Annotated in this window: 18 protein-coding genes and 1 pseudogene; 8 read left to right on the top strand and 11 right to left on the bottom strand. The window is 73.1% G+C overall.

The genetic code is table 11. The annotated features are described in order from the left end of the window. Nucleotides 1-48 precede the first annotated feature (48 nt). Nucleotides 49-579, bottom strand: coding sequence for a gamma carbonic anhydrase family protein (locus ACFCV8_RS14445; RefSeq protein WP_376685651.1), 531 nt, complete (start codon nt 577-579; stop codon nt 49-51). 184 nt (nt 580-763) lie between these two features. Here ACFCV8_RS14445 and ACFCV8_RS14440 point away from each other — a divergent pair, with 184 nt between their 5' ends. Together ACFCV8_RS14440 and ACFCV8_RS14435 are read left to right on the top strand one after the other, a co-directional pair. Further along, entirely contained in the window at nt 764-1,519 is a 756-nt protein-coding gene (locus tag ACFCV8_RS14440) for an acyltransferase (protein WP_376685650.1), read from the top strand. A 55-nt stretch (nt 1,520-1,574) separates the two neighbouring features. Next, a complete protein-coding gene (locus ACFCV8_RS14435) occupies nt 1,575-2,147 on the top strand; it encodes a helix-turn-helix domain-containing protein (RefSeq protein WP_376685649.1) in 573 nt (190 codons plus the stop codon). Nucleotides 2,148-2,174: 27 nt separating this feature from the next. Here the strand turns inward: ACFCV8_RS14435 and ACFCV8_RS14430 are convergent, their stop codons facing one another. Together ACFCV8_RS14430 and ACFCV8_RS14425 are read right to left on the bottom strand one after the other, a co-directional pair. Next, on the bottom strand, nt 2,175-3,023 hold the full coding sequence (locus tag ACFCV8_RS14430) for an aminoglycoside N(3)-acetyltransferase (protein ID WP_376685648.1): 849 nt from the start codon (nt 3,021-3,023) through the stop codon (nt 2,175-2,177). A gap of 73 nt (nt 3,024-3,096) precedes the next feature. After that, entirely contained in the window at nt 3,097-3,507 is a 411-nt protein-coding gene (locus ACFCV8_RS14425) for a CoA-binding protein (protein WP_376685647.1), read from the bottom strand. A gap of 58 nt (nt 3,508-3,565) precedes the next feature. Here ACFCV8_RS14425 and ACFCV8_RS14420 point away from each other — a divergent pair, with 58 nt between their 5' ends. From ACFCV8_RS14420 to ACFCV8_RS14410, 3 genes are all read left to right on the top strand, one after another. Continuing rightward, a complete protein-coding gene (locus tag ACFCV8_RS14420; protein WP_376685646.1) occupies nt 3,566-4,192 on the top strand; it encodes a YigZ family protein in 627 nt (208 codons plus the stop codon). A 193-nt stretch (nt 4,193-4,385) separates the two neighbouring features. Then, nucleotides 4,386-5,552 (top strand): exonuclease SbcCD subunit D, encoded by a 1,167-nt coding sequence (locus tag ACFCV8_RS14415; RefSeq protein WP_376685645.1) that lies wholly within the window; start codon nt 4,386-4,388, stop codon nt 5,550-5,552. Beyond that, nucleotides 5,549-8,587 (top strand): AAA family ATPase, encoded by a 3,039-nt coding sequence (locus ACFCV8_RS14410; protein ID WP_376685644.1) that lies wholly within the window; start codon nt 5,549-5,551, stop codon nt 8,585-8,587. Before ACFCV8_RS14415 ends, ACFCV8_RS14410 begins: the two co-directional genes overlap by 4 nt. A 133-nt stretch (nt 8,588-8,720) precedes the next feature. Here the strand turns inward: ACFCV8_RS14410 and ACFCV8_RS14405 are convergent, their stop codons facing one another. Both ACFCV8_RS14405 and ACFCV8_RS14400 read right to left on the bottom strand, forming a co-directional pair. Beyond that, complete coding sequence (locus tag ACFCV8_RS14405; RefSeq protein ID WP_376685643.1) at nt 8,721-10,406, bottom strand: DUF885 domain-containing protein; 1,686 nt, start codon at nt 10,404-10,406, stop codon at nt 8,721-8,723. Between the two features lie 47 nt (nt 10,407-10,453). Further along, nucleotides 10,454-10,951 carry an Lrp/AsnC family transcriptional regulator gene (locus tag ACFCV8_RS14400; RefSeq protein WP_376685642.1) on the bottom strand — a complete coding sequence of 166 codons (498 nt, stop codon included), beginning with the start codon at nt 10,949-10,951 and terminating at the stop codon, nt 10,454-10,456. 59 nt (nt 10,952-11,010) lie between these two features. Here ACFCV8_RS14400 and ACFCV8_RS14395 point away from each other — a divergent pair, with 59 nt between their 5' ends. Next, nucleotides 11,011-12,231: a trans-sulfuration enzyme family protein gene (locus ACFCV8_RS14395; RefSeq protein WP_376685641.1), complete on the top strand. Its 1,221-nt coding sequence runs from the start codon at nt 11,011-11,013 to the stop codon at nt 12,229-12,231. Here the strand turns inward: ACFCV8_RS14395 and ACFCV8_RS14390 are convergent. The 5 genes from ACFCV8_RS14390 to ACFCV8_RS14370 all read right to left on the bottom strand — a co-directional run bounded on the left by ACFCV8_RS14390 (nt 12,202) and on the right by ACFCV8_RS14370 (nt 21,061). After that, a complete protein-coding gene (locus ACFCV8_RS14390) occupies nt 12,202-13,635 on the bottom strand; it encodes a GNAT family N-acetyltransferase (RefSeq protein WP_376685640.1) in 1,434 nt (477 codons plus the stop codon). The genes ACFCV8_RS14395 and ACFCV8_RS14390 overlap by 30 nt on opposite strands. Nucleotides 13,636-13,787: 152 nt before the next feature. Beyond that, nucleotides 13,788-16,457: a DUF6493 family protein gene (locus ACFCV8_RS14385; protein WP_376685639.1), complete on the bottom strand. Its 2,670-nt coding sequence runs from the start codon at nt 16,455-16,457 to the stop codon at nt 13,788-13,790. After that, nucleotides 16,454-17,827, bottom strand: coding sequence for an SWIM zinc finger family protein (locus ACFCV8_RS14380; protein ID WP_376685638.1), 1,374 nt, complete (start codon nt 17,825-17,827; stop codon nt 16,454-16,456). Before ACFCV8_RS14380 ends, ACFCV8_RS14385 begins: the two co-directional genes overlap by 4 nt. A 72-nt stretch (nt 17,828-17,899) precedes the next feature. After that, nucleotides 17,900-19,480 (bottom strand): alkaline phosphatase D family protein, encoded by a 1,581-nt coding sequence (locus ACFCV8_RS14375; RefSeq protein ID WP_376685637.1) that lies wholly within the window; start codon nt 19,478-19,480, stop codon nt 17,900-17,902. Nucleotides 19,481-19,573: 93 nt separating this feature from the next. After that, nucleotides 19,574-21,061 (bottom strand): PLP-dependent aminotransferase family protein, encoded by a 1,488-nt coding sequence (locus ACFCV8_RS14370; RefSeq protein WP_376685636.1) that lies wholly within the window; start codon nt 21,059-21,061, stop codon nt 19,574-19,576. A gap of 47 nt (nt 21,062-21,108) precedes the next feature. Here ACFCV8_RS14370 and ACFCV8_RS14365 point away from each other — a divergent pair. After that, nucleotides 21,109-21,909: pseudogene (locus tag ACFCV8_RS14365) on the top strand (DMT family transporter); the annotation flags it as partial. A 141-nt stretch (nt 21,910-22,050) separates the two neighbouring features. On the opposite strand, the gene ACFCV8_RS14360 reads toward ACFCV8_RS14365, so the two are convergent. After that, a complete protein-coding gene (locus ACFCV8_RS14360; protein ID WP_376685635.1) occupies nt 22,051-22,881 on the bottom strand; it encodes an alpha/beta fold hydrolase in 831 nt (276 codons plus the stop codon). A 152-nt stretch (nt 22,882-23,033) separates the two neighbouring features. Between ACFCV8_RS14360 and sigJ the strand changes: the two genes are divergently transcribed. Continuing rightward, the gene (gene sigJ, locus ACFCV8_RS14355; protein ID WP_376685634.1) at nt 23,034-23,927 is read left to right on the top strand and encodes an RNA polymerase sigma factor SigJ; all 894 of its coding nucleotides are present in this window, start codon (nt 23,034-23,036) and stop codon (nt 23,925-23,927) included. Nucleotides 23,928-24,027: the final 100 nt, after the last annotated feature.

The raw sequence follows: 24,027 nt of genomic DNA, 5'->3' as shown, positions 1-24,027 counted from the left end.
GGCGCGGCCGCACCGGCCGCGCCCGTCACACGTCTCCGGCCTGCCCGCTCAGCCTTCGTGGGCGCGGCGGTGGGCCTTGGCGAGCTCCACGTACCCCACCGCGTTGAACCGGATGCCCTCGAGCTCCTCCTCGGTCAGCTGCCGCTTGACCTTGGCGGGGACCCCGGCGACCAGCGAACCCGGGGGCACCTGCATCCCCTGCGGGACCAGTGCCTGCGCCGCGATCAGCGAACCCGCGCCGATTCGGGCGCCGTTGAGGACGGTCGCGCCCATGCCCACCAGGACGTCGTCCTCCACCGCGCAGCCGTGGAGCACGGCGTTGTGCCCGACCGAGACACGCTCACCGACCGTGACGGGAAAGCCGGGGTCGCCGTGGACACTGCAGTTGTCCTGGACATTGCTGCCGGCCCCGATGCTGATCGGGGCGCAGTCGGCGCGCAGCACGGCCTGGTACCAGACGCTGGCACCCGCGGCCAGTGTGACCTCGCCGACGACCACCGAGGTCGGCGCCGTGAAGGCCTCCGCGTCGATGTCGGGCTCCTTGCCGCCCAGCCCCGTGATCAACGCCTGTTCAGCCATGGCGCGCTCCTTTCGTGGTCAGGTCTTCGTGCTCGGGTCTTCGTGCTCGGCTTCATGTGCGGCCGCGGCCGTCCGGCCGCGGCAGGGGAACGGTATGCGACGGGCCGCGGGAGATGGCTGAGTGGGGTGAACATCACAGGCCGTCACGGCGATCGGGGCGGGCACCGCCGACTACCGTGAGCGAGTGCCGACGACCTGGAACACGTTCTCCTCCCTTGCCGCCTGGCGGCGCCGTGCCCTGTCCCGGGCCGTGCACCGCGGCTGGCGCTGGGTACGGGAGACGGGCGCGGTCACCGCGGACCGCCCCGGCACGCTGCGCTTCCGACGGATCGGCGAGGGCACCCGGCTGGCCTTTCCGCAGGGCACGGTCTTCGGCGAACGGTGGATCGAACTGGGCGCGCACTGTGTGATCGGTGAACAGGTCACGCTGACGGCCGGACTCATGCCCGACCTGGACCTCGGCCCCGACCCGATCCTGACCCTGGGCGACGGGGTGGTGCTCGGCCGCGGCAGCCACGTGGTCGCCGACACCCGGGTGACCATCGGCCCGGACACGTACTGCGGGCCCTACGTCTACATCACGTCCACGAACCACAGTTACGACGACCCCGACGAACCGGTCGGCCGGCAGTGGCCCCGGATGGAACCCGTAGCCATCGGCCCCGGCTGCTGGATCGGCACCGGGGCGGTGATCCTCCCCGGTGCCGTACTCGGGCGCAACGTGGTGGTGGCCGCCGGCGCGGTGGTACGGGGCACGGTGCCCGATCACGCGGTGGTGGCCGGTGCCCCCGCCCGCGTCGTACGCAGCTGGGACCCCGAGAAGGGCTGGCAGCCGCCCCTGCGCACCCCCGCGCCGGTCCCGATACCGGCGGATGCCACCCCGGAGCAGTTGCTGGCCCTGGCGGAAGCGACCGAGCCGGAGAACCCGCCCGCCGGTTGATCGCGCAGTACAGTGCGATTCCCTTGACCTTTTCATCCAGAGCCTTGGACGGAATGTGGCAGATCTCGATCAGCTCACCCAGGCGCTGGCCCGCAATCTCAAGCGGTGGCGGGGGGAGCGCGGCTTCACCCTGGACGTGCTCGCCGCCCGCGCCGGGGTCAGCCGCGGCATGATCATCCAGATCGAGCAGGCCCGCACCAACCCGAGCGTCGGCACCACGGTCAAGCTGGCCGACGCGCTGGGCGTCAGCATCACGACACTCCTCGACCACGAACAGGGCTCACCGGTCCAGCTGGTGCCCGGGAACCAGGCGGTGTGCCTGTGGTCCACCGAGGCGGGCAGCTCCGGCATCCTCCACATCGGCGCGGAAGCGCGCGGACCGCTCGAACTCTGGTCCTGGCGCCTCATGCCCGGCGAGGGCACCACCTCCGACCCGCACCCCGAGGGCACCGTCGAACTGCTCCACGTCACCGCCGGCGAGCTCACCCTGATCGTCGACGGCACCGCCTACGCCGTCCCGGCCGGCGACTCCGCCTCCTTCGAGGCACACCACCCGCACACCTACCGCAACGACGGCCCCGGACCGGCCGAGATCACGATGACGGTCTCCGTCCCACCCCCACGCTGAGGCGGCCGGAGCCGACGCGGGAAAGGCTCAGCCGTGCTCGGAACAGAGGGCCCGGAGCGGGGCGGGAGTGCGGTGGGGCGGAAGCCAGTGGGTGGCGAAGTCCACGGCGTCGGTGATGCGGAAGAGGCGGCTCGTCGAGGAGCCCACCGGGCCGGTGCGTACCAGGGGGCCGCAGGCACGGGTGAAGTCCGCGCCCAGGGCCGCGAAGTCGCTGTCGTCCAGCGCGACGTCCTCGTACTCCCACCACTGGCGCAGGCCCCCGGCCGTCACCACGCAGCGGTAGGTCCGGCGGGGCGGGGCGGGTACGCGGTACTCGCCGAGGTGGAAGGCCGTGCAGGTGCCGAAGCCCGTGCCCAGCAGCAGGACCTGGGCCCGTGACTCGTAGAGCCGGGCCAGGGGCGAGTCCTCACCCAGGTGGCAGTCGGGGCGGTGGTTCGCCAGCAGATTCGGGGCCCACGGGCCGACGGCGGCGAAGGACGTCTGCGGGTGCCCGCTGCGCACCGCGCCCGGACCGAGCCGTACGGCCTCCGCCAGGCGGCCCATGGACGGCGCGGGCGAGGCCGCCGCGTCGAACGGCGGCATGCCCGCCCGCACCGCCTCCCGGCCCCGGTCGTCCAGGCCGCGCACCCGGTCGAGGTAGTGCGGCGAGGTGTCGGAATTCTCCGGGGTGAAGGCGGGGACGACGATCGTGCCGTCCGCCCCGAGGGCATCCCGCAGCGCGCCGGCCACCGCACCGGCCCCACCGGACACCGGGCCCACCGCACGCATCGAGGCGTGCACCAGAAGGACCCCGCCCGGCTCCACACCGAGCGCCGCCAGCTGCCCGGCGAGCCCGGCACGACTGTGGGTGACGGCAGGTGCGGTCGAAGTAGTCACAGCAGGTCATTGTCCCAGCCGGGTGCCCGCCGCGACACCGCGCACATCCGGACGAAGCGCGCGTGCTCCGGCGTCAGCCGTTCAGGGCCGGGATCTCGATCGCGGGGCACCGGTCCATGACCATGTCCAGCCCGGCCGCCCGGGTACGGTCGTACGCCGCCGCGTCGATCACACCGAGCTGGAACCAGACGGCCTTGGCGCCCGCCGCGACCGCCTCGTCGGCCACCCCGCCCGCCAGCTCGCTGTTGACGAACACATCCACCACATCGACCGGGAAGGGGATGTCGGCCAGCGATGCGTAGCCGTCCTCGCCGTGCACCCGCTCGGCCTTCGGGTGCACCGGGACCACCCGCTTGCCGAAGCGCTGGAGCACCTCCGCGACCCGGTAGGCCGCGCGCGAGCGGTTGTCGGACAGGCCCACCACGGCCCAGGTGTCGCCGGTGTCCCGGAGAATCCGGCGGATCGTCTCGTCGTCTGCGTACATGATCCGGACAACGGACGGCGGCCCCGGACCATTCCCGCCCGGGGCATAGGGTGGCCGGATGCAGGAGCAGTACCGGACAGTCGCCGAAGCGGGCGTGCACGAGACCGAGATCAACCGATCGCGGTTCATCTGCGCGCTCGCCCCCGCCGCCACCGAGCGGGAGGCGCAGGAATTCGTCGCACGCATCCGCGCCGAGCACCCGACCGCCACCCACAACTGCTTCGCGTACGTGATCGGCGCCGACGCCTCCGTACAGAAGGCGAGTGACGACGGGGAGCCCGGCGGCACCGCGGGCGTGCCCATGCTCCAGATGCTGACCCGCCGGGAGATGCGTTACGTCGTCGCTGTCGTGACCCGCTACTACGGCGGGGTCAAGCTCGGTGCGGGCGGACTGATCAGGGCCTATGGGGGAGTGGTCGGCGAGGCCATCGACGCACTCGGCACCGTCACCCGCCGCCGGTTCCGCCTCGCCACGATCACCGTCGGCCACCAGCGCGCGGGCAGGCTGGAGAACGACCTCCGCGCCACCGGCCGCTCCGTGCGCGAGGTCCGCTACGCGGAGGCCGTCGTCATCGAGATCGGGCTGCCGGACGCCGACGTCGAGGCATTCCGGGGCTGGCTGGCCGACGCGACGGCGGGCGAGGCCGAGCTGGAACTGGGCGGAGAGGCGTACGGGGACGCCTGACCGCCACCGGTCCGCGGGGCGGCGGAAGCGGACCGGGTCTTGCGGACCCGTTCCCGGAGCGGTCCGCGGACCGGATTGTGGCCGTGGCCCGGACACGGCCGGCGGTGATGCGAGACTGTGAGGGGCCGGTCGTGGTGCGCGGCGGCCGGGTCCCGGGGCGGAGGAAGAGAACGATGCGGGTCGGAGCCGGGTCTTGAGAATTCTGCACACGTCGGACTGGCACCTGGGCCGATCGTTCCACCGGGTCCCGCTGCTCGACGCGCAGGCCGCCTACCTGGACCATCTGGTGGCGACGGTGCGCGAGCGCGAGGTGGACGCGGTCGTCGTCGCGGGCGACGTGTACGACAGGGCCGTGCCGTCGCTCGCCGCCGTCGAGCTCTTCGACGACGCGCTGCACCGGCTCGCCGCCGAGAGCGTACCCACCGTGATGATCTCCGGGAACCACGACTCGGCGCGCCGGCTCGGCGTCGGCGCGGGCCTCATCGGGCGGGCCGGGATCCATCTGCGCACCGACCCCGCCGACTGCGCCACCCCCGTCGTCCTGCGCGACGCCCACGGCGAGGTGGCCTTCTACGGGCTGCCGTACCTGGAACCCGCCCTGGTGAAGGACGTCCTCAAGGCGGACCGGGCGGGCCACGAAGCGGTGCTCGCCGCGGCCATGGAACGGGTCCGCGCGGATCTGGCGGCCCGCCCCGACGGCACCCGGTCCGTGGTACTCGCGCACGCCTTCGTCGCGGGCGGCGAGCCCAGCGACAGCGAGCGAGACATCACCGTCGGCGGGGTGGCCGCCGTACCCGCCGGGGTCTTCGACGGCGTCGACTACGTGGCCCTCGGGCACCTGCACGGCAGCCAGACCCTCACCGAGCGCGTCCGCTACTCGGGCTCGCCGCTCGCGTACTCCTTCTCCGAGGCCGCCCACCGCAAGACCATGTGGCTGATCGAACTGGACGCCATGGGCGCCGTCACCGCCGAGCGCGTCGGCTGCCCGGTGCCCCGCCCGCTCGCCCGGCTCCGCGGACACCTCGACCGGCTCCTCGACGATCCCGCGCTGGAACGGCACCGGGAGTCCTGGGTCGAGGCCACCCTCACCGACCCGGTCCGCCCGGACGAGCCGATGGCCCGGCTGGCCGAACGGTTCCCGCACACGCTCAGCCTCGTCTTCGAGCCCGACCGGGCCCCCGAGGACCCGCACGCCTCCTACGCCCAGCGCCTCAGGGGACGCGACGACCAGCAGATCGCGGAGGACTTCGTGGCCCATGTACGCGGCGGCGCCGCGGCCGACGAACAGGAACGCACCGTGCTGCGCGGCGCCTTCGACCACGTCCGCGTGACGGACGGCCGGCGCGAGGTGGACCATTGAGGCTGCACCGGCTCGCCGTCACCGCCTTCGGGCCGTTCGGCACCACCCAGGAGATCGACTTCGACGCCCTCTCGTCGGCCGGGCTCTTCCTGCTGCACGGCCCCACCGGTGCCGGGAAGACCTCGGTCCTCGACGCCGTCTGCTACGCCCTGTACGGCGCCGTGCCCGGCGCCCGCCAGAGCCCCGGCACCTCCCTGCGCAGCGACCACGCCCCGACGGATCTCGTCACCGAGATCACGCTGGAGCTGACCGTCGGCGGCCGCCGCCTCGAGGTGACCCGGCGCCCCGCCCAGCCGCGGCCCAAGAAGAAGGGCAGCGGCTTCACCACCGAGCGGGCACAGAGCCACCTGCGCGCGTACGACCCCGACCACGGCTGGCGGCCCCTCAGCCGCTCGCACCAGGAGATCGGCGAGGAGATCACCCGGCTCATCGGGATGAGCCGGGAGCAGTTCTGCCAGGTGGTGCTGTTGCCACAGGGCGATTTCGCGCGTTTTCTGCGGGCCGACGCCGAGGCCCGCGGCAAGCTGCTCGGCAGACTCTTCGACACCCACCGCTTCGCCGCCGTGGAGGACCGCCTGGCCGAGCTGCGCCGAGGCGCCGAGACCGAGGTCAGGGCCGGCGACGAACGCGTCCTCGCGGTCGCCCAGCGGATCGCCCAGGCCGCCGGCCCCGCCGGGCGCGAGGTTCCGCTCCCCGAACTCCGGGCCGGTGATCCGGGGCTCGCCGACGGTGTGCTGGCGTGGGCGGCGACGGCCCGCAGCGCCGCCCGCGAACGGCTCGACATCGCCGCCTGCCTCCTGGAGGCGGCCGAGGAGCGCCAGTCGGCGGCCCGCCAGGCCCTCGACCGCAGCCGTGAACTCGCCGTACTCCAGCAGCGCCACGCCGAGACGCTCCGGCGCTCCGCCGCCCTGGAAGACCGCCGCCCCGACCACGACCGGCACCGCGAACGCCTCGCCCGGGCCCGCAAGGCGGAGCTCGTCGCGCCCGCCCTGGAGCTGTGCGAGGAGGCCGAGCGAGCCCACCGCGAGGCCGGCCGGAACCGCGACCACGCCCGCGCCGCGCTGCCCGGCAGCCTCACCGAGGCCGGTGCCGAACAGCTGGCGGAACTGGAGCGGCGGCTGCGCCAGGAGCTCGGCGCCCTGGAGGCCGCCCGGCGGGCCGAACGGCGCAGCGCACGCATCGACACCGAGCGGGCCGCGCTGGAGCATCAGGCGCGGGCCGACGACGAGCTGATCCGCGAGGCGGAGACCTGGCTCGCCGACTGGGAGACCACCCGCGACGGACTGCGGGCCCGCATCGAGGCGGCCCAGGACGCCGCCACCCGCGCGGAGCAGCTCGCGGGACGGCTGGAGCCCGCCCGCGCCCGGCTGGCCGCCGCCCTTCGCCGCGACTCCCTCGCCGCCCTGGTCTCGGCAGCCGACGGGCAGTTGACCGAGGCCCGCGACCGGGCCGCGACGGCCCGTGAGACCTGGCTGGACCTCCGCGAGCGACGGCTCCGCGACATCGCCGCGGAGCTGGCCGCCGAACTGGTGGACGGCAAGGAGTGCCAGGTCTGTGGCTCGGCCGAGCACCCCCGACCGGCCCGCGCCGCCGATGGACATGTCGACAAAGCGGCCGAGGAGCAGGCGCTCGACACGTACCGGCACGCCGAGGACGCGCGCACCCGGGCCGACCGCGAACTCGCGGCCGTACGCGAGCGGCACACGGTGGCCCGCGCGGCCGCGAGGGCGCCGGAGCAGGAGCCGGGGGAGCGGGCCGACCCCGCGGCCGCCGAACTCACCGTCCTCGTCGACCGGCTGGCAGCCCAGCACGCCGAGGCCCACCGCACCGCGTCCGGCACGCACGCCGCACGCGAAGCACTTGCCGCCGCCGAGCGGGAACAGGCCGAACGTCTCGACGGACGCCGCCTCGCCGAACGCCGCGCCGCGGCCCGCACCTCCCAGCGCGAGGCCCTGGACCGCGAACAGGCGGCCCTGGAGGCCGAGCTGGCGACCGCCCGGGGCGAGGCCGCGAGCGTCACCGAACACGCCGCGCTGCTGGAGCGCCGGGTCGCGCTGCTGGCCACGGCAGCCGAGGCGGTACGCGAGGAGGAGACGGCCGCGCGGCGCCGCAAGGACGCCGACGGCCGGCTCGCCGACGCCGCGTTCCGGGCCGGGTTCGACACCCCGCACGCCGCCGCCGGGGCCCTGCTCGACGACGCCGCGCAGCGCGAGCTCCAGCGTCTCGTCGACGCCTGGCAGGCCGAGGAGGCGGCGGTGGCCGACCGGCTGGCCGAGCCCGGGACCCGGGCCGCCGCCGACCGCCCGCGGGCCGACGTGGCCGGGGCGCAGGCCGCGTACGACACGGCCGAGCGGTCGCTGCGGGACGCCACCGCCGCGCTGGCCGCCGCGCGCGAACGCCGCGCCGAACTCGCCCGGCTCTCCCGGGAGGCCGGGCGCGAGGTGCGCGGACTCGGCCCGCTGCGCGAGGAGTACGACCGGGTGGCACGGCTGGCCGGGCTCACCGCGGGCACCTCCGCCGACAACGAGCGCAAGATGCGGCTGGAGTCGTACGTGCTCGCCGCCCGGCTCGAGCAGGTCGCCGCGGCGGCCACCGCCCGGCTCCGGCGCATGTCGTCCGGGCGCTACACGCTGGTGCACTCCGACGCCCGCACGGGAGGCCGCAGGTCGGGTCTGGGCCTCCACGTCGTCGACGCCTGGACCGGCCGTGAACGGGACACGGCGACGCTCTCGGGCGGCGAGACCTTCTTCGCCTCGCTCGCCCTGGCACTCGGCCTCGCCGATGTCGTCACCGACGAGGCCGGAGGCGTACGACTGGACACCCTCTTCATCGACGAGGGCTTCGGCAGCCTCGACGACCAGACCCTCGACGAAGTGCTCGACGTACTGGACTCGCTGCGCGAACGGGACCGCAGCGTCGGCATCGTCAGCCATGTCGCCGATCTGCGCCGCCGTATCCCCGCCCAGCTCGAAGTGGTCAAGGAGCGTCAGGGCTCGGCGGTACGGCACCGCACCGACGGGGAGCACACCGGCTGACGACCGCGTACCGCCGCGGATCGCGCCCGTCGGCAGCTCCGTACCGCCGCGGATCGAGCCGGCCGGTGGCGGCGCCCCGGGGAGCGGCCGGGCCCGCGGTCCGAGGGACCGGGGCCGGCCGCCGGCACGGGGATCAGAGCCGGGACAGTTCCTCGACGAGGTCGTCGAGCCCGAGCGGCCCCTGCGACAGCGCCGCCATGTGCCAGGCCTTGGCGTCGAAGGCGTCGCCGTGCGCCTTGCGGGCGTTCTCCCGGCCCAGCAGCCAGGCCCGCTCGCCCAGCTTGTAGCCGATGGCCTGCCCCGGCATCGAGAGGTAGCGGGTCAGTTCGCTCTCCACGAAGTCGGCGGGACGGCCGCTGTGGTTGCCGAAGAACTCCTGAGCCAGGTCCGGGGTCCAGCGCTCGCCCGGGTGGAAGGGGGAGTCGGCCGGGATCTCCATGCCCGCGTGCATGCCGATGTCCACGATCACCCGGCAGGCCCGCATCATCTGCGCGTCCAGGTAGCCCAGACGGCGTTCCGCGTCCGGCAGGAAGCCCAGCTCGTCCATCAGCCGCTCCGCGTAGAGCGCCCAGCCCTCGCAGTTGGCGCTGACCCCGCCGATCGACGCCTGGTAGCGGGACAGGCTGTCGGCCACGTGGGCCCACTGCGCGATCTGAAGGTGATGACCCGGCACACCCTCGTGGTACCAGGTCGACACCAGGTCGTACACCGGGAAACGGGTCTCGCCCATCGTGGGGAGCCAGGTGCGGCCGGGGCGGGAGAAGTCCTCGGAGGGGCCCGTGTAGTACGGGGCGGCGGCTCCGCCGGGCGGGGCGATCCGGGACTCCACCTTCCGTACCCGCTCGGCGAGTTCGAAGTGGGTGCCGTCGAGCGCCTCGACCGCCTCGTCCATCAGCTTCTGCAGCCAGGCCTGCACCTCGTCGACGCCCTCGATGTGCGTGCCGTGCACGTCGAGATGGGCCAGCGCCTCCCAGGGACCGGCGCCCGGCAGCACCTTCTCGGCCTCGGCCCGCATCTCGCCGAGCAGACGGTGGTACTCGGACCAGCCGTACGCGTACGCCTCGTCGAGATCCAGGTCGGTGCCGTTGAAGTAACGAACCCAGCGGGCGTAGCGTTCGCGGCCCACCGTGTCCGGCGCGCCCTGGACGGCCGGGGCGTACACGTCGCGCATCCAGTCGCGGAGGGCCGCCACCGCCTCCGTGGCCAGCCGGGCGCCCTCGTCCAGGGCGGTGCGCGCCCCCTCCGGGCCCTGGGCCGCGAACTCCTGGAAGAAGCCGTTCCCGCCCTGGCCCGCCCATTCGTCGAGCTGGCCGATGAACGTGGCCGCGGCGCGCGGGCCGCCGTACAGCTTGCGCTCCAGACCGAGCGCGAGCGAGGCGCGGTAGCCCTCGAGAGCGGCCGGCACCGCGTGGAGCCGGTCCACGATCGCGGCCCAGTCCTCATCGGTCTCGGTGGGCGTCACCGTGAACACGTCGCGGATGCTGTGCGCCGGGGAGGAGAGGTTGGAGACGGTGCGCAGTCCCTCCTCGGCCTCGTGAACGGCGAGCTCCGCCATGAGGCGCTCGCGCAGCAGGCGGCCGCAGCGGCGCTCGGCCTCGCTGTCCGCACCGGGCAGCTGCTCTGCAGCGTCGAGCTTCACCAGGGTGGTACGGGCGAGTTCGGCAAGGGCGTCCTGCCCGGCCGGCGAGAAATCGGGAAGGCGGCGCGAGCTCTCCGCGACACCGAGATATGTTCCGGAGACCGGATCGAGTGCGACGAACGCGTCGACGTAGGCGTCGGCGACCTGACGGGGCAGCGCGTTGCTGGAAGTGTCTGACATGCGGACATCCTCGTACGGAGACGGCCTCCGCGTCACATCATTCGGCCTCAGCGGCCCTGCTCCGACGAAAACGCGGCGGGCGGCAGCATGGGGCCGCATTCCCACTGCTGGAATATCAGCCGGGTCTCGACCCGGGCCACTTCGCGGCGGGAGGTGAATTCGTCGAGCACGAGGCGCTGCAGATCGGCCGTGCCGGTGACGGCGACATGGACCAGATAATCGTCGGGGCCGGTCAGATGGAACAGTGCGCGGGACTCCGGCAGCGCCCTGATGCGCTCGACGAACGGACCGATGAGCTCCCTGCGGTGCGGACGGACCTGCACGGAGAGCAGCGCCTCCAGACCCCTGCCGAGCCGTGCCGGGTCCAGTCGCAGCTGGTGGCCGAGAATGACGCCCGACCGGCGGAGCCGGGTCACCCGGTCCAGACACGTCGACGGCGCGACACCGACCTCGGCGGCCAGCTCGCGGTACGTGGTCCGGGCATCGTTCTGCAGCAGCCGCAGAATGTGCAGATCCACCGGGTCGAGAGCGACAGATTCAGCCATCGGCCGAACGTAGCACGGGTGTTCCACCGGACTGGCCGGTGAATGTTCAGAGTGGGGCCATGGACACCGAAACCCCGACCGCGCCCCCGGTCACCCACCGGCCCAGGGCGCTGGCCACCGAAGCCGTGCACGCGGGCCGTGACGATCTCGCCGCCCTCGGACTGCATACGCCGCCGATCGATCTGTCCACCACCTATCCGTCGTACGACTCCAGGGCCGAGGCGGAGCGGATCGACACCTTCGCCGCCACCGGTGCCCGGCTCGAGGGCCCGCCGGTCTACGCACGGCTGGACAACCCGACGACCGCCCGGTTCGAGACCGCCCTCGCGCGGCTCGAGGGCACCGAGAGCGCCGTCGCGTTCGCCAGCGGAATGGCGGCCCTGACCGCCGTGCTGCTGGCCCGCGCCAGCATGGGCCTGCGCCATGTGGTCGCGGTCCGCCCGCTCTACGGATGCAGCGACCACCTGCTGGGCGCGGGACTGCTGGGTACGGAGGTGACCTGGACCGATCCGGCGGGCATCGCGGAGGCCATCCGTCCGGAGACCGGGCTGGTGATGGTGGAGACCCCCGCCAATCCCACCCTCGCCGAGGTCGACATCCGGGCGATCGCGCACTCCTGCGGTTCCGTACCCCTGCTCGTCGACAACACCTTCGCCACGCCGGTGCTCCAGCGGCCCGTCGAGGACGGCGCCCGGATCGTGCTGCACAGCGCCACCAAGTACCTCGGCGGGCACGGCGACGTGATGGGCGGGGTCGTCGCCTGCGACGAGGAGTTCGCGTCCGTTCTGCGGAAGGTGCGCTTCGCCACCGGCGGGGTGCTGCACCCGATGGCCGGATTCCTTCTGCTGCGTGGTCTGTCCACCCTTCCGGTACGGGTACGGGCGGCGTCCGCGAGCGCCGCCGAACTGTCCCGCAGGCTGACGGCGGATCCGCGTGTCGCCCGGGTCCATTACCCGGAACTGGGCGGCGCGATGGTCTCGTTCGAGGTGCATGGCGACCCGCATCGGGTGATCTCGGCGGTCCGCCTCATCACACCGGCGGTCAGTCTGGGCAGCGTGGACACCCTGATCCAGCACCCGGCCTCCATCAGCCACCGCATCGTGGACGAGGGGGACCGGCATGCCTCCGGTGTCGGGGACCGGTTGCTGCGGATGTCGGTGGGCCTGGAGGACGTCGAGGACCTGTGGGCCGACCTGCACCGGGCACTCGGCGCGCAGGACGCCGAGCACCCGGCCGCAGGGGCCGGTGAATCAGCGGCCGACCTGCTCGTACGGGGGTAGTGAGCGCACCGGGGTCGCGTCCAGCCGTGCCGTGATGACGAGGGTGCCCTCCTCGATCTGGTAGTCCAGCGGCAGGGCCAGCGAACGCATGGCCGCGACCATGCCGGTGTTCGATGCCTGGGTGACGGCGTAGACGCTCTCGCAGCCCGCCTCGATCGCGAGTGCGACCAGTCGGCGCAGCAGTTCGGAGCCGATGCCGCGGCGCTGCCAGTCGTCCTCGACGAGGAGGGCCACCTCGGTCTCGTCACCGTCCCAGAGCAGGTGTCCGAGGGCGACCAGCCGGCCCGAGGCCGTCTGCACGGCCAGGGTGCGGCCGAAGCGGGGGCCGAGCAGATGGTCGAGGTAGCGGTCGGCGTCGAGTACCGGCCCGTGGTAGCGCAGCCGCAGCGTCCGCTCGGAGCACCGGCCGTGCATCGCGCGTGCGGCGGGCAGGTCGTCCGGATCGGCGCGGCGTACGGTGATCTCGTTGCCCTCGGGCAGGGTGAGGACCTGGGCGCCGCGCGGGACGCGAGGACCGAGCCGGGCATCGAGCTCGACCAGGGCGCGTGCCCGGGCGAACTCGGTCGGTGTGAACGGAAGATGCGGCCGCTCGATCGTGAGGGCGCCCCCCGAGGGGTCACGCAGCCGCATCACCGTTGCCTCCAGCACTCCTTCGACGGGGGCGCTCGCACCGGTCTCCCGGCCGGTGACCGAGACGGCGGGGAGCGAATGGATGGTGCAGCGGCCGAGCAACTGCCTCAGGGCGAGGGGGAGTTCCGCGGCGTCCAGTGCGGTGCGGGTGGCGAGGCCCAGGACGCGGGTCGGGGCGTCGACCAGATCGTGGGTGTCGGCCCGCTCGATCCACGTCGAACCTCCGCCGGCGGCGGAGACCGCCCGGCTCAGCTCCCGTGCCGGAAGCCGGGCGGGCGCGCGCAGCAGGAACTCGTCCACCGTGCCCCGGCCCAGCGGGTGGGTCTGGAGGGTGAGGATGTCCACTCCGTGCCGGGCGAGGGCGCCGCACACCACCGCCAGACTTCCCGGGGCGTCGCGCACCGTGGTCCGCATCTGCCATAGCACCGTGTCCTTGGCGGACGGCGCCGCACCCGCACCGGCCGCCGTCCGGGCGGCGGCGCCGGTGCCGGACCCGGTGCCCGAGCCGGTGCCGGGATCCGGGGCCGTGCCGGTGTCGTCGCGCGGTGGCGGTGCGTGGCTGTGGCGGCGGGCCCACCAGGTGTGGAACCCGGCCGTCACGGCCAGCGCCAGCGCCGAGACGATCAACAGGTACGGCCCGCCCGGCTGGTGGCCGATCAGGTTCGCGACGGCGTCGGCCACCGCGACCGCGGTGAACAGGGCGGCCAGTTCGGTCACGTCCCGCCGCCAGTGATGGGGGCGGCGGGCGGACTTCTCGGGTGTCGTATCAGTCATGCACTCACTCTGACCGAGTGTTGTTGCCTGATCACGAACGCCCTGTGACCGATGGGTTACATGCGAAGCTGATCCCTTTCAGGTTGTTTTCGGCCATTGGTTCCAGGTGTGTTCCGGGCGCGCTCCGGAGGTGCTCCGGGTGTGCGGTGCCCTTATCCGCGTGGGGCGCCGGCCTTCCACGCCTCCGCCAGCCGCTTCGCCTGACGGACCAGCTGCGAGGACCCACCGCGCGCCGCGGTCCTCGAGAGCCCGGATATCTCCTCGGTCTCCGTCGTGCCGCAGTGCTCGACGCACTCGGCGGCCACGGCGAGCAGATCACCCGCTCCACGTGGCGCCTTCTCGTGCGCCAGCACCCCCGGCAGCACCCCGGTCAGCACGGAGAGCACCGTCCGGTACGCCCCGGTCACGGCGGCGGTGCGGACGGAGTCGGCGAGGCGGACGGGCTTGATCAGACCGCAGTCGAGCAGGGCCGCGATCCGCTCACCGAGCAGCGTCGCGTCGAGCCGCTGCCGGGTGGCGAGGATCAGCAGGGCGTCCACCGCCGCCAGACGGTCCTCGGGATGCCGGGCGCCCAGCCCGTACGCCAGCGTCAGATGAAGGGCCTCGCCCACGGGGCCGTCGAGCTCGGCCAGCAGCGTGAGCGGCCGGGCGGCGTTCTGTATCTCCTCGATCACGTTGTTCGCCGTGTTCGGCAGCAGCCGGGCGGCCAGGGTCTCGGCGTCCTCCGGCAGGGTGGCGACCCAGTGCTCGGGGCGCTCGCCCCAGTGGTAGCACGGGTTGTGCGTCGGGATCTGCGGCTGCCCGAGCCAGTGGAAGGAGCGCGGGAGCACCTCCTTGATGAACGGCCGTTCCCTGGTGGCCATCAGGATCCGATGCGTCCGCTCGACCGTCTGCCCGCGTCTGGTCTTCTTCTCCAGGTCGAAGCGGTACACCTCGGCGAGCGGTTCGTCGGCCCGCAGCCAGCTGGCCAGCCGCTCGCCCTCGGGCGTTCCCAGCCCCTCGGCCGCAGCCGCAGCCCCGTCCTGCCCATGACGCCGCACCCGCAGCACGGCCTGGGCGAAGTCGGTCTGACCGGGCCGCAGACCGAGCCGCTGGTACTCCCGCAGCCGGTCGACCAGTACCGAGGGGTCGAGCGAGCCGGTGTGCCAGGTCGGGGTCGCCACCAGGAACGGGCGATCGCCGGTCAGCACGGCCTCGGCGGCATCCCACACCCGGGCCCGCAGAATTCCCTGCAGTGAGGCATGGACGCAGGACTCCGTACCAGTCCAGGAGGCGAGCTCGTCCGCCACGACCTGGGGCGACAGATGTCCGAGCAGTACGGCCAGGACCGGCTCGATCCCTTCCGCCGTGCGGATCTGCCGTGCGGACCAGTGCGGCAGATCGCCCTCCCCCGATCCGCCGGTCATCCACCACTCGCCCGTCAGTGCTTCGCGCAACGCCCCGGTCAGCGCCGACCGGTCGGTGTGGGCATGGCGCACCAGGCCGTCCAGTACCCGCTCGAAGACCGGGATCTCCGGAGCGGAGGCGCGGCCCAGCACCACCACGTCCTCGACCAGCTCGGGAAGCGACAAGGGCGCCGGGTCGAGACGCCGGGCGACGGGCTCCGGGGGCAGCACTTCCTCGTACTCCTCCGGCTCCGGCTCCCCGACCGCCGAGACACCGAACACCTCGGTCACCAGCGTGCGGTGCGCCGGGCCGAGCAACGATGCCGACAGGGCGAGTTCCTCCCGCACCCCGGCTCCGGTGGCCGAAAGATAGCGGCCCACGAGACTGAGCGCCCGCTCCTGCACGTCCATGTCCTCGTGCTCGAAGGCTCCCACCACCACGGGCAGCAGTTCGTCGGCGGCCGACGGATCACGGCGCAGCGCCTTGCCGAGCAGCACGAGCTGGGACCGGACCAGCTTCTTCTCGGTGCGGAACAGCACGGCACCCGACACCTCCGCCAGCGTCCGCGCGGAGAGCCTGCCGCGCTCGTCCAGCCGGCCGAGCACCTGCTGGGCATGAGCGGCGACGGTGGACATGGCGTCCGCGGCCATCCCGATCCAGTCCGGGACCCGCTCCGCCTCCTCCTGCTCGGTCAGGTCGAGAAGGCGCAGCGTACTGAGGAAGAAGCGCTGCTCACCCGGCTTTCCACCACGGAGCAGCCGGCTCACGCAGCCGTCGACGAGCGCCGCGCGCTCCAGCAGACCCGTCTGGGGAAGCGCGGCCAGGGTGACGTCCCAGCGGCGCTCGTCGTCCGTCTCGTAGGACCAGAGCATCTGCGGCGGCAGCTCCTGCACTTCGAAGATCCGCGGCAGCAGCACCGATGCGAACGGGTCGGCCCGGAGCATGTCGATGAACGGCTTCCTCTTCTCCCGCTGCCACTGGTAGGTCGACACCGTCTGGAGCCAGCCCCGCACGAAGCCGTCCGTCGTGGGCACCGCGCACTGGGACTTCCGCACCAGCCGGGAGATCAGGTCGTAGGTGGTCTCCGCCGTTGCGGGCCGGGCCGCCAGCCGGTGCGCGACATCGCCGAGCCACTCCGGGTCACGGTCCGCCATGGCTGCGACGACCAAGGTGAAGGGAGGGCGGTCCCAGCCCAGCAGATCCCGGCCCGCGATCCAGGTGGCACACGCCGCCGCTCCGGTGTGACAGCCCGCACCGGCCACGAGCAGCGGCCTGATGATCTTTCTCTGGCTGTCCCAGCTCCAGCCCCGAACCTCCTTGCGGAGGGTCTTCAGCTCGACCAGCGCCGCCCGGCGTTCTGCCGTGTCCATCTTGGCCAGCAGAGCCGGCAGTTCGTGCGTGCGCGACTCCCGCACGGCGGTCATCAGCTCGCTCATCGCACACCCCCGGCGACCAGTGCCCCGCGCCGGACCATCCGGACGGCCAGCGCGTGTTTGCACGGGCCGCGTCGGCCCTGGTAGTCCGCCCACCACTTGCAGGTACAACTCAGCATGCCGTCCTTCTCCCTCACCTGGTACCGATGATCGCCCGATGTCACGGCCGCCATGTCCGCATCGAGCACGACTGCGCCCGAACCGGCGAGCTGCCGGGCCGCCACCAGACGGGGGTTGTGCCGCTCGGCCCGGTCCGCGTCGTACGGCAGCTCGCGGTGGAAGTACGCCGCGTCCGCGAGGTCGTAGCCGACCCGGCCCGCCGTGCCCAGCCGGGTCAGCGCCGCCCGGACCCGCTCCACCGAGAGGCCGGACCGGGCGGCCAGGTCCGCGGTGTCGATCCGGGGCTCCCAGGCCAGCAACACGGACACCAGCTCGGCATCGGCCGCCGCGTCGTCGGTGGCCAGCGCGTCCAGCACCCCGCCCTCGCCGGAGAACCCGCGGGCGGCATCCGGCGAGAGCGTCAGCGTGAGCCGCATGCCCGGCAGCACGGCCTCCCAGGCGCTCGCGGTCGCCGCCCCGTCGCCGACCGGCCCGTACACACGCAGGGCGATCGCATGGCGCAGCACCCGCTGCAGCGCGACCAGCCGTTCCGGTCCCGGCAGGCACACGGCCCCGGGCACCGGCCGGGTCGTCGGCCGGAGCGTCTTCCCGGCGGGCACCACCCACCGGGCACCGCGCGAGGCGTTGCCCGACGAACGAGGCAGCGAGCGCAGGAACCGCACGGCCTCGGCGGCGGACAGCTCGGCCCGCAGATCGAACCCGGCCGAGACCACCTGCGCCTCCGCGAAGCCGCGCAGCCACCGGTCGGGCAGCGGCACCTTTTTCTCCACGACCGGGCCGTCCAGCGTGGTCACTGCCAATTCCTCCGGGCCCACCCGCAGATGCAGCGGATCGTCCCCCGATATCCGCGACAGCGCCTCGCGCAGCGGGTTGTTGACATCCACATTGGTGGTGCCGTGGTCCGTCCGCCCGCCGTCCAGGCCCTCCTGGAGCACATCCAGGCGCGCGTACACCCCGCAGCAGCCGGAGAACGACTCGAAGCGCAGACGGTCGCCGTTGCCCGTCACGACCGGGTCGAGCGACGACGCGAGGGTGCGCTGGTAATACCGTGTGGACGCCACGTCCGCCACGGCGAGCAGCCCCCGGGCGGCGATCGCCGCGGAGGTGAGGAAGCCCGAGAAGAAGCGGGGATGGGGCTCCGCCCCGCGCGGTGTGAGGCCGCCTGCGGTTTCCAGGCCGAGGAGCGGCCCGGCCTGCGAGGACTCCACGGCGGACGAGCGTACGTAGGCCAAGGCCTGAACGGATCGGGTCATGGAAAAACCGTAGAACCCACCACTGACAATCGGCCCCCGCCGGTGCACGGGGGCCGATCGGCGGTCAGCGGATCACTGCCCGACGCGCCCCGGTTGCAGCACCTTGGTGAACAGGACGGAGCCGCCCTGGGCCCGCAGACGCACGGTCAGCTCACCACTGTCGCCGTCGATGTCGACCTCGCCGAAGTACTGCGGCGCCTCCATCGGCGACACGTTCGCCCGGTCGGGGGCGCGCACGAAGACGCGGTCGGGGCCGAAGGTCGCGTCGAGGTCGTTCGCCTGGAACTGGCCTGCCGCCAGCGGACCGGAGACGAACTCCCAGAACGGCGCGAAGTCCTTGAACGCCGCGCGCTCCGGCGCGTAGTGCTGCGCGGAGGTGTAGTGCACATCGGCCGTCAGCCAGACCGTGCCGGTGATCCGCCGGTGCTTGACGAACCGCAGCAGTTCCGCGATCTGCAGTTCGCGCCCGAGCGGCTTCCCGGGATCGCCCTGCGCCACCGCCTCGAAGTCCGTGGCGCCGTCGGTGACCACCAGGCCCAGCGGCATGTCGGCGGCGATCACCTTCCACACCGCGCGGGACCGGGACAGCTCGTGCTTGAGCCAGGTGAGCTGCTCGGCACCGAGGATGCCGGTCGTGTCGTCGGGCTGCCGGCCGGGGGAGTTGGCGTTGCGGAACGACCGCATGTCGAGGACGAACACGTCGAGCAGCGGGCCGTGGCGGACCACCCGGTGCATCCGCCCCTCCCCGGACCGGGACTGCGGCGTCGACACCGGGAAGTACTCGCGGAACGCCCGCATCGAACGTGCCGCGAGCACGTCCACGTTCTTCTCCGTGTACCGGGTGTCGTCGAGAATCTGCCCCGGGTACCAGTTGTTGCGCACCTCGTGGTCGTCCCACTGAACGATCGACGGCACCTGGGCGTTGAACGCGCGGAGATTGTGGTCCAGCAGGTTGTAGCGGAAGTTCCCGCGGTACTCGGCGAGGGTCTCGGCGACCTTCGCCTTCTCCTCGGTGGTGACATTGCGCCAGACCCGTCCGTCGGGCAGCGTCACGCTCGGCTCGATCACCCCGTCCGCATAGATGTTGTCACCGCTGCAGAGGAAGAAATCCGGGTCGAGACGGCGCATCTCGTCGTACACCACGTAGCCGCCGATGTCCGGATTGATGCCCCAGCCCTGTCCCGCGATGTCCCCGGACCACAGGAAGCGCACCCCGTCCCGGCGCCGGGCGGGCGCCGTCCGGAAGGTCCCGTACACCGGCTTGCCGGTGCGGCGGGGGTCATGGGGGTCGGCGAGGGTCACCCGGTAGTGCACCTGCTCGCCCGGCGGCAGCCCGTACAGCGGCGTCGTCCCGGTGAAGTCGGTGCCGGGGCCGACGAGCGGGCCGTGCCAGGTACGGGCCCGCCGGAACGACTCCGTCGCCGACGTCTCCACGGTCATCCGGGCCGGACGGTCCGACCGCACCCAGACCAGCGCGGACGAGGAGGTCACGTCGCCCACCTGCACACCCCACTCCGCGCGCGGCCGGCCGGACAGCGCGAAGGCGGGGGCGGCGGAGCCCACCGCGGGGACGGCGAGCGCGGCCGACACGGCGAGCGAACCGCGCAGCACACTGCGGCGGGCGGGGGGCGGGAAGGGGGGACGGTTCGACATCGAGGCGCCTTTCGGGGCAGCGGTCGGCGAAACGAACGGAGGGCTCGTCGGTCGCTTCCACCCTCGTGCCCCCCGGCGGCGGACACGCCAACCTCAGATGAACACCCGGCACCCTCGAGAATCGGCCAGCATCCGTACCCCCGCCTCGATCTCCGGCGGAGCCAGGTGGGCGTAGCCGAGGACCAGGCGGACGGCCCCGTCCTCGGCCGGCGCGGTACCGCAGGCGCTGAGCGGTCGCAGGGCGATTCCGGCCGCGGCCGCGCGTGCCAGGAGCGCCGGCTCGGGGCCGTACCGCTCGGGCAGCGCGGCGATGGCGTGGAGGCCGGCGGCGATCCCGGTCACCTCGGTACCCGGGAAGTGCTTCGCCAGCGCCGATGTGAGGGTGTCCCGGCGCTCACGATAGGCGCGCTGGCAGCGGCGCAACTGCCGGTCGTAACCGCCCCGGACGACGAAGTCGGCGAGGACCGCCTGGTCGACGGCCGGATTGCCGAGATCCATCGTGCGTTTACGGGCGATGATCTCCTCGGTCATGGCCGCGGGCGCCAGCAGCCAGCCCAGACGCAGTCCGGGAGCCAGCGACTTGCTGACGGAGCCGGTGTAGGCGACGTGCTCGGGGTCGAGCCCCTGGAGTGCTCCGACGGCCGCCCGGTCGTAGCGGAAGTCACCGTCGTAGTCGTCCTCGACGATCAGCCCGTCCACCTCGCGGGCCCAGTCCAGGAGCCGGCTGCGACGCTGTGCGGAGTAGGCGATTCCGGTGGGGAACTGGTGGGCGGGCGTGGTCAGGACCGCGCGTACGCCCGAGCGTACGAGGGGATCGACCGCGAGCCCCTCGGCATCGAGCGGCAGATCGACGGCGGTGATCCCTGCCGACCCGAACAGCTCGGAGTGCTCGGGACTTCCCGGGTCCTCCACACCGACGGTCCGGATACCTCTCCCCCGCAGCACGAATCCCAGCAGCGTCGTCGCCTGCGCCACGCCGGAGCACACCACCAGGCGCTCCGGATCGGCGACCACTCCGCGACGTCGGGCCAGCAGCGCGGCCAGGGCGTCCCGCAGCGCCGGCAGCCCACGAGGGTCGGGGTAGCCGAGCGCGCCGTGCGGCAGCCGACCGAGCACCGAGCGGTGCGCGGCGGCCCAGGCGGCGCGCGGGAACAGCGACAGATCGGGTGTGCCGGGCCGGAAGTCGACGCGCACGCCCGCGGCGCGCGGCGCCAGATCACGCGCCCCGGGGACCGGAGCCCGGACCGACTCGCTCACCCAGGTGCCCGCACCGCGCCCGCTGCGCAGATAGCCTTCGGCCGCGAGCTGCTCGTACGCCTCGGTCACCAGCCCCCGCGACACCCGCAGATCGGCGGCGAGCGCCCGGCTCGACGGCAGCCGGGTGCCCGGAGCGAGACGGCCGGACCGCACGGCCTCACGCAGGGCCGACTGCAGCGCGCGACCACGCCGACGTGCCGGAGCCCCGGCGGCCGGAAGCAGCAACTCCCAGGCGGCGGAGCCGAAACCACTGCTCCGTGCACCGCCGGCCGACGGGCCGCCGGTGTGTGAGCCGGTTCCCGGATTGGTCCCCGAAGACGTCATGGAAGTGGACCTTAACCCGGTCCGCCCGGCTGCCTAGCGTCGGTCCCATGAACGTCGACTCGCTGCGCGGGGCATTCCTGGCCGCCTTCGCCTGCATCCTCGTGGGTGCCTCCTTCACCGCCAACAGTGTGCTGGGCGACTATCCGTACGCGGGCGGCCAGGCGCTGCGCTACGGCCTGGCGGCACTCCTGCTCGTACCGGTCCTGGTCCGCGAGGGCCGGCCCCGTCCGTTCGCCGTGCTGCGCACCCTCACCCCGCGCCAATGGGGGCGGCTCGCGCTGCTGGCCGCCGTCGGCATGGTCGGCTTCAACCTGGCCGTGCTCGGTGCGGAACGATCGGCCGAACCCGCGGTTCCCGGGGTGTTCGTCGGCTGCGCGCCGATCGTCGTCGCCGTGCTCGTTCCGCTGACGGACGGCCGCAGACCCACGCGTACGGTGCTGTGCGCGGCCGGACTGGTCGCCGCCGGGGCCTTCACCGTCCAGGGGTGGGGCCGCGCGGACCTGGCCGGCATCCTGTGCTCGGCGGGCGCACTGGCGGGCGAGGTCGGCTTCGCCGTTCTGGCGGCGCCGGTACTGAGGCCGCTCGGGCCGAAACTGCTCTCGGCCGTCGTGTGCGGCGTCGCGGCCGTCGAGTCGGCGGCGCTCGGGGTGGCCCTGGACGGCGACGCCGCGCTGCGCACACCCACCGGGGCCGAGGCGGTCGCGCTGCTGTGGCAGGCGGCCGTGGTCACGGTCGTCGGTTTCGTCTGCTGGTACATGGGCATGCAGCGCATCGGCACCGAGCGTGCCACCCTCTTCTCCGGTCTGATCCCGGTATCCGCCGCGCTCACCGCACCACTCGTCGGCACCGGCTCGTACGGGTTCGCCCAGACGTGCGGCAGCCTGCTCGTCGGGCTCGGGGTCGCCCTCGGATCCGGGGTCCTGCAAAGGCATGCGGCGGCGCGTGGCGCGGAGCCGGCGGCCGTCGCGAGCGCACGGGCCGTCGCGAGTTCAGCGGCTGGTGTCGAGGATGACGCGGGCCACCATCGCCGGATCGTCGTTCATCGGCACATGACCGCAGCCGGGCAGACGAACCAGCCGGGCGTCGGGGATGGTGTGCTTGGCCCTGACCCCCTGCCGCCGCAGCAGTATCCGGTCGCGGCTGCCCCAGGCGACCGTCACGGGCAGTCCCGGTACGTCATGGGTGAACGCGGCGCTCCGCCCGGCGGCGAGCGTCTGGTCGAATCCGGCGGCCTGCCGCAGAGCGAAGGTCTCCGCGACGACGGCCTCGGGTGAACGGCGGCCGGGCCGGGCGTAGATGCTGCTGGTCAGAGCGGTGCGCCCGGCCGTACTACGGGAGAGCCGTTCGATCAGCCCGACCGGCATTGAGCGTGCGGCCCGTCGCATGGCCCGCAGCGTGCCGAACGCCAGGAGCCGCTCGCTCCCGGTCCAGAATCCGCCGGGCGAGAGTGCGGTCACCGATCGCACCAGCTTCTGCCGCCCGAGCTCCAGGGCCAGCAGACCGCCCAGCGAATTGCCCGCCACATGAGGCCGCGCCAGGCCCGTCTCCACGCAGAACGCGTCGAGGACCGCGACCACGGTCGGCAGATCGTACGACAACCCCTCGGGGAGCTCCGGTGATTCACCGAAGCCGGGCAGGTCGACGGCCAGCACATCCCGCTCCGCGGACAGCGCGGACAGCACCGGGTCCCAGGCCTGGTGGTGGTGGCCGATGCCGTGGAGCAGGAGCAGTGGTTCACCGGTGCCGGTCCGCTCGTACGCCACGGAGACGGTCCGGGGTCCCTGGGGCGATTCGACGCTGAACGACGCCGTGCTGGCCATGCTGGGCTCCTGGGGTGATCCGGCATGAACGGGCCATGCCGGTAAGCGGCTTAGACGTTTCGTCAACAACAATTACCGTCGAGTAGCGCGCAGTTCAAGGGGGCGGCCCGCTCACGCTGGACAGGGCGGAGCGTGTGGGCTGGGATGGGGGAGTGACAGCCGACACCGCGACCGACGTCTTCGAGAACCACCGTTCCGTCCTCACCGGCGTCGCCTATCGCATGCTGGGCCGGATCACGGACGCCGAGGACGTGGTGCAGGAGGCCTGGCTCCGCTGGTCCGCCGCGCCGCGCGAGGACGTACGCGAGCCGCGCGCCTTCCTCGTGCGGATCGTCACCCGCCTCGCCGTCGACCGGCTCCGGCAGGTGCGGTCGCGCCGTGAGGCGTATGTCGGGCCATGGCTGCCGGATCCGGTCGTCACCCACTTCGGACCGGCCGTGCCCGACACCGCGGAAAAGGCTGTGCTGGCCGACTCCGTATCGGTCGCCGTGCTCGTCGTCCTGGAGTCCCTGTCGCCCCTGGAGCGGGCCGTGTTCGTGCTGCGCGAGGCGTTCGGCTTTCCGTACGCGGAGATCGCTGTCGCACTCGACCGGGGCGAGCCGGCCGTGCGTCAGCTGGCGGGGCGCGCGCGACGTCATGTGGAGGAGCGCAAACCGCGCTACGACGTCGACCCGGCCCAGTGCCGCGACCTCACCGAACGGTTTCTCGCCGCGGCGGCAGGAGGGGATATCGAGGGGCTGCTGGCACTGCTCGCGCCCGACGTGCGGCTCGTCGGGGACGGCGGCGGGAAGTCCAGGGCCCCGCTGCGGATCATCGACAGTGCCGACAAGGTCGGCCGCTTCCTGCTCGCGGTCGCCCGCGAACAGTCCGGGCGCCTGGATGCCCGGATCCTGGAACTCAACGGCGGCCCGGCGCTGTTGCTCCTCATCGAGGACGAGGTCGACTCGGTCGTGCAGCTCGGAATTCTGGACGGAGTAGTTCATTGCGTGTATATCGTTCGTAATCCCGACAAACTCCATCAATTCTCCACTGCAGGTCGGTCGTAGCGTCTCGCGGGCGAGTCCGTGGCTCCACTTCCAGGGCGGAATCCAGGGGCGTCGCGGAATGGGTGATCCGCCGGCTGCGGTGAGGGGCTCGGTGAGACGC

The organism is Streptomyces sp. NPDC056347, from assembly GCF_042262625.1.
Classification (GTDB): Bacteria; Actinomycetota; Actinomycetes; order Streptomycetales; family Streptomycetaceae; genus Streptomyces.
Note: the sequence above shows the minus strand (reverse complement) of the source record. Positions and strands in the feature narration are given on the sequence as shown.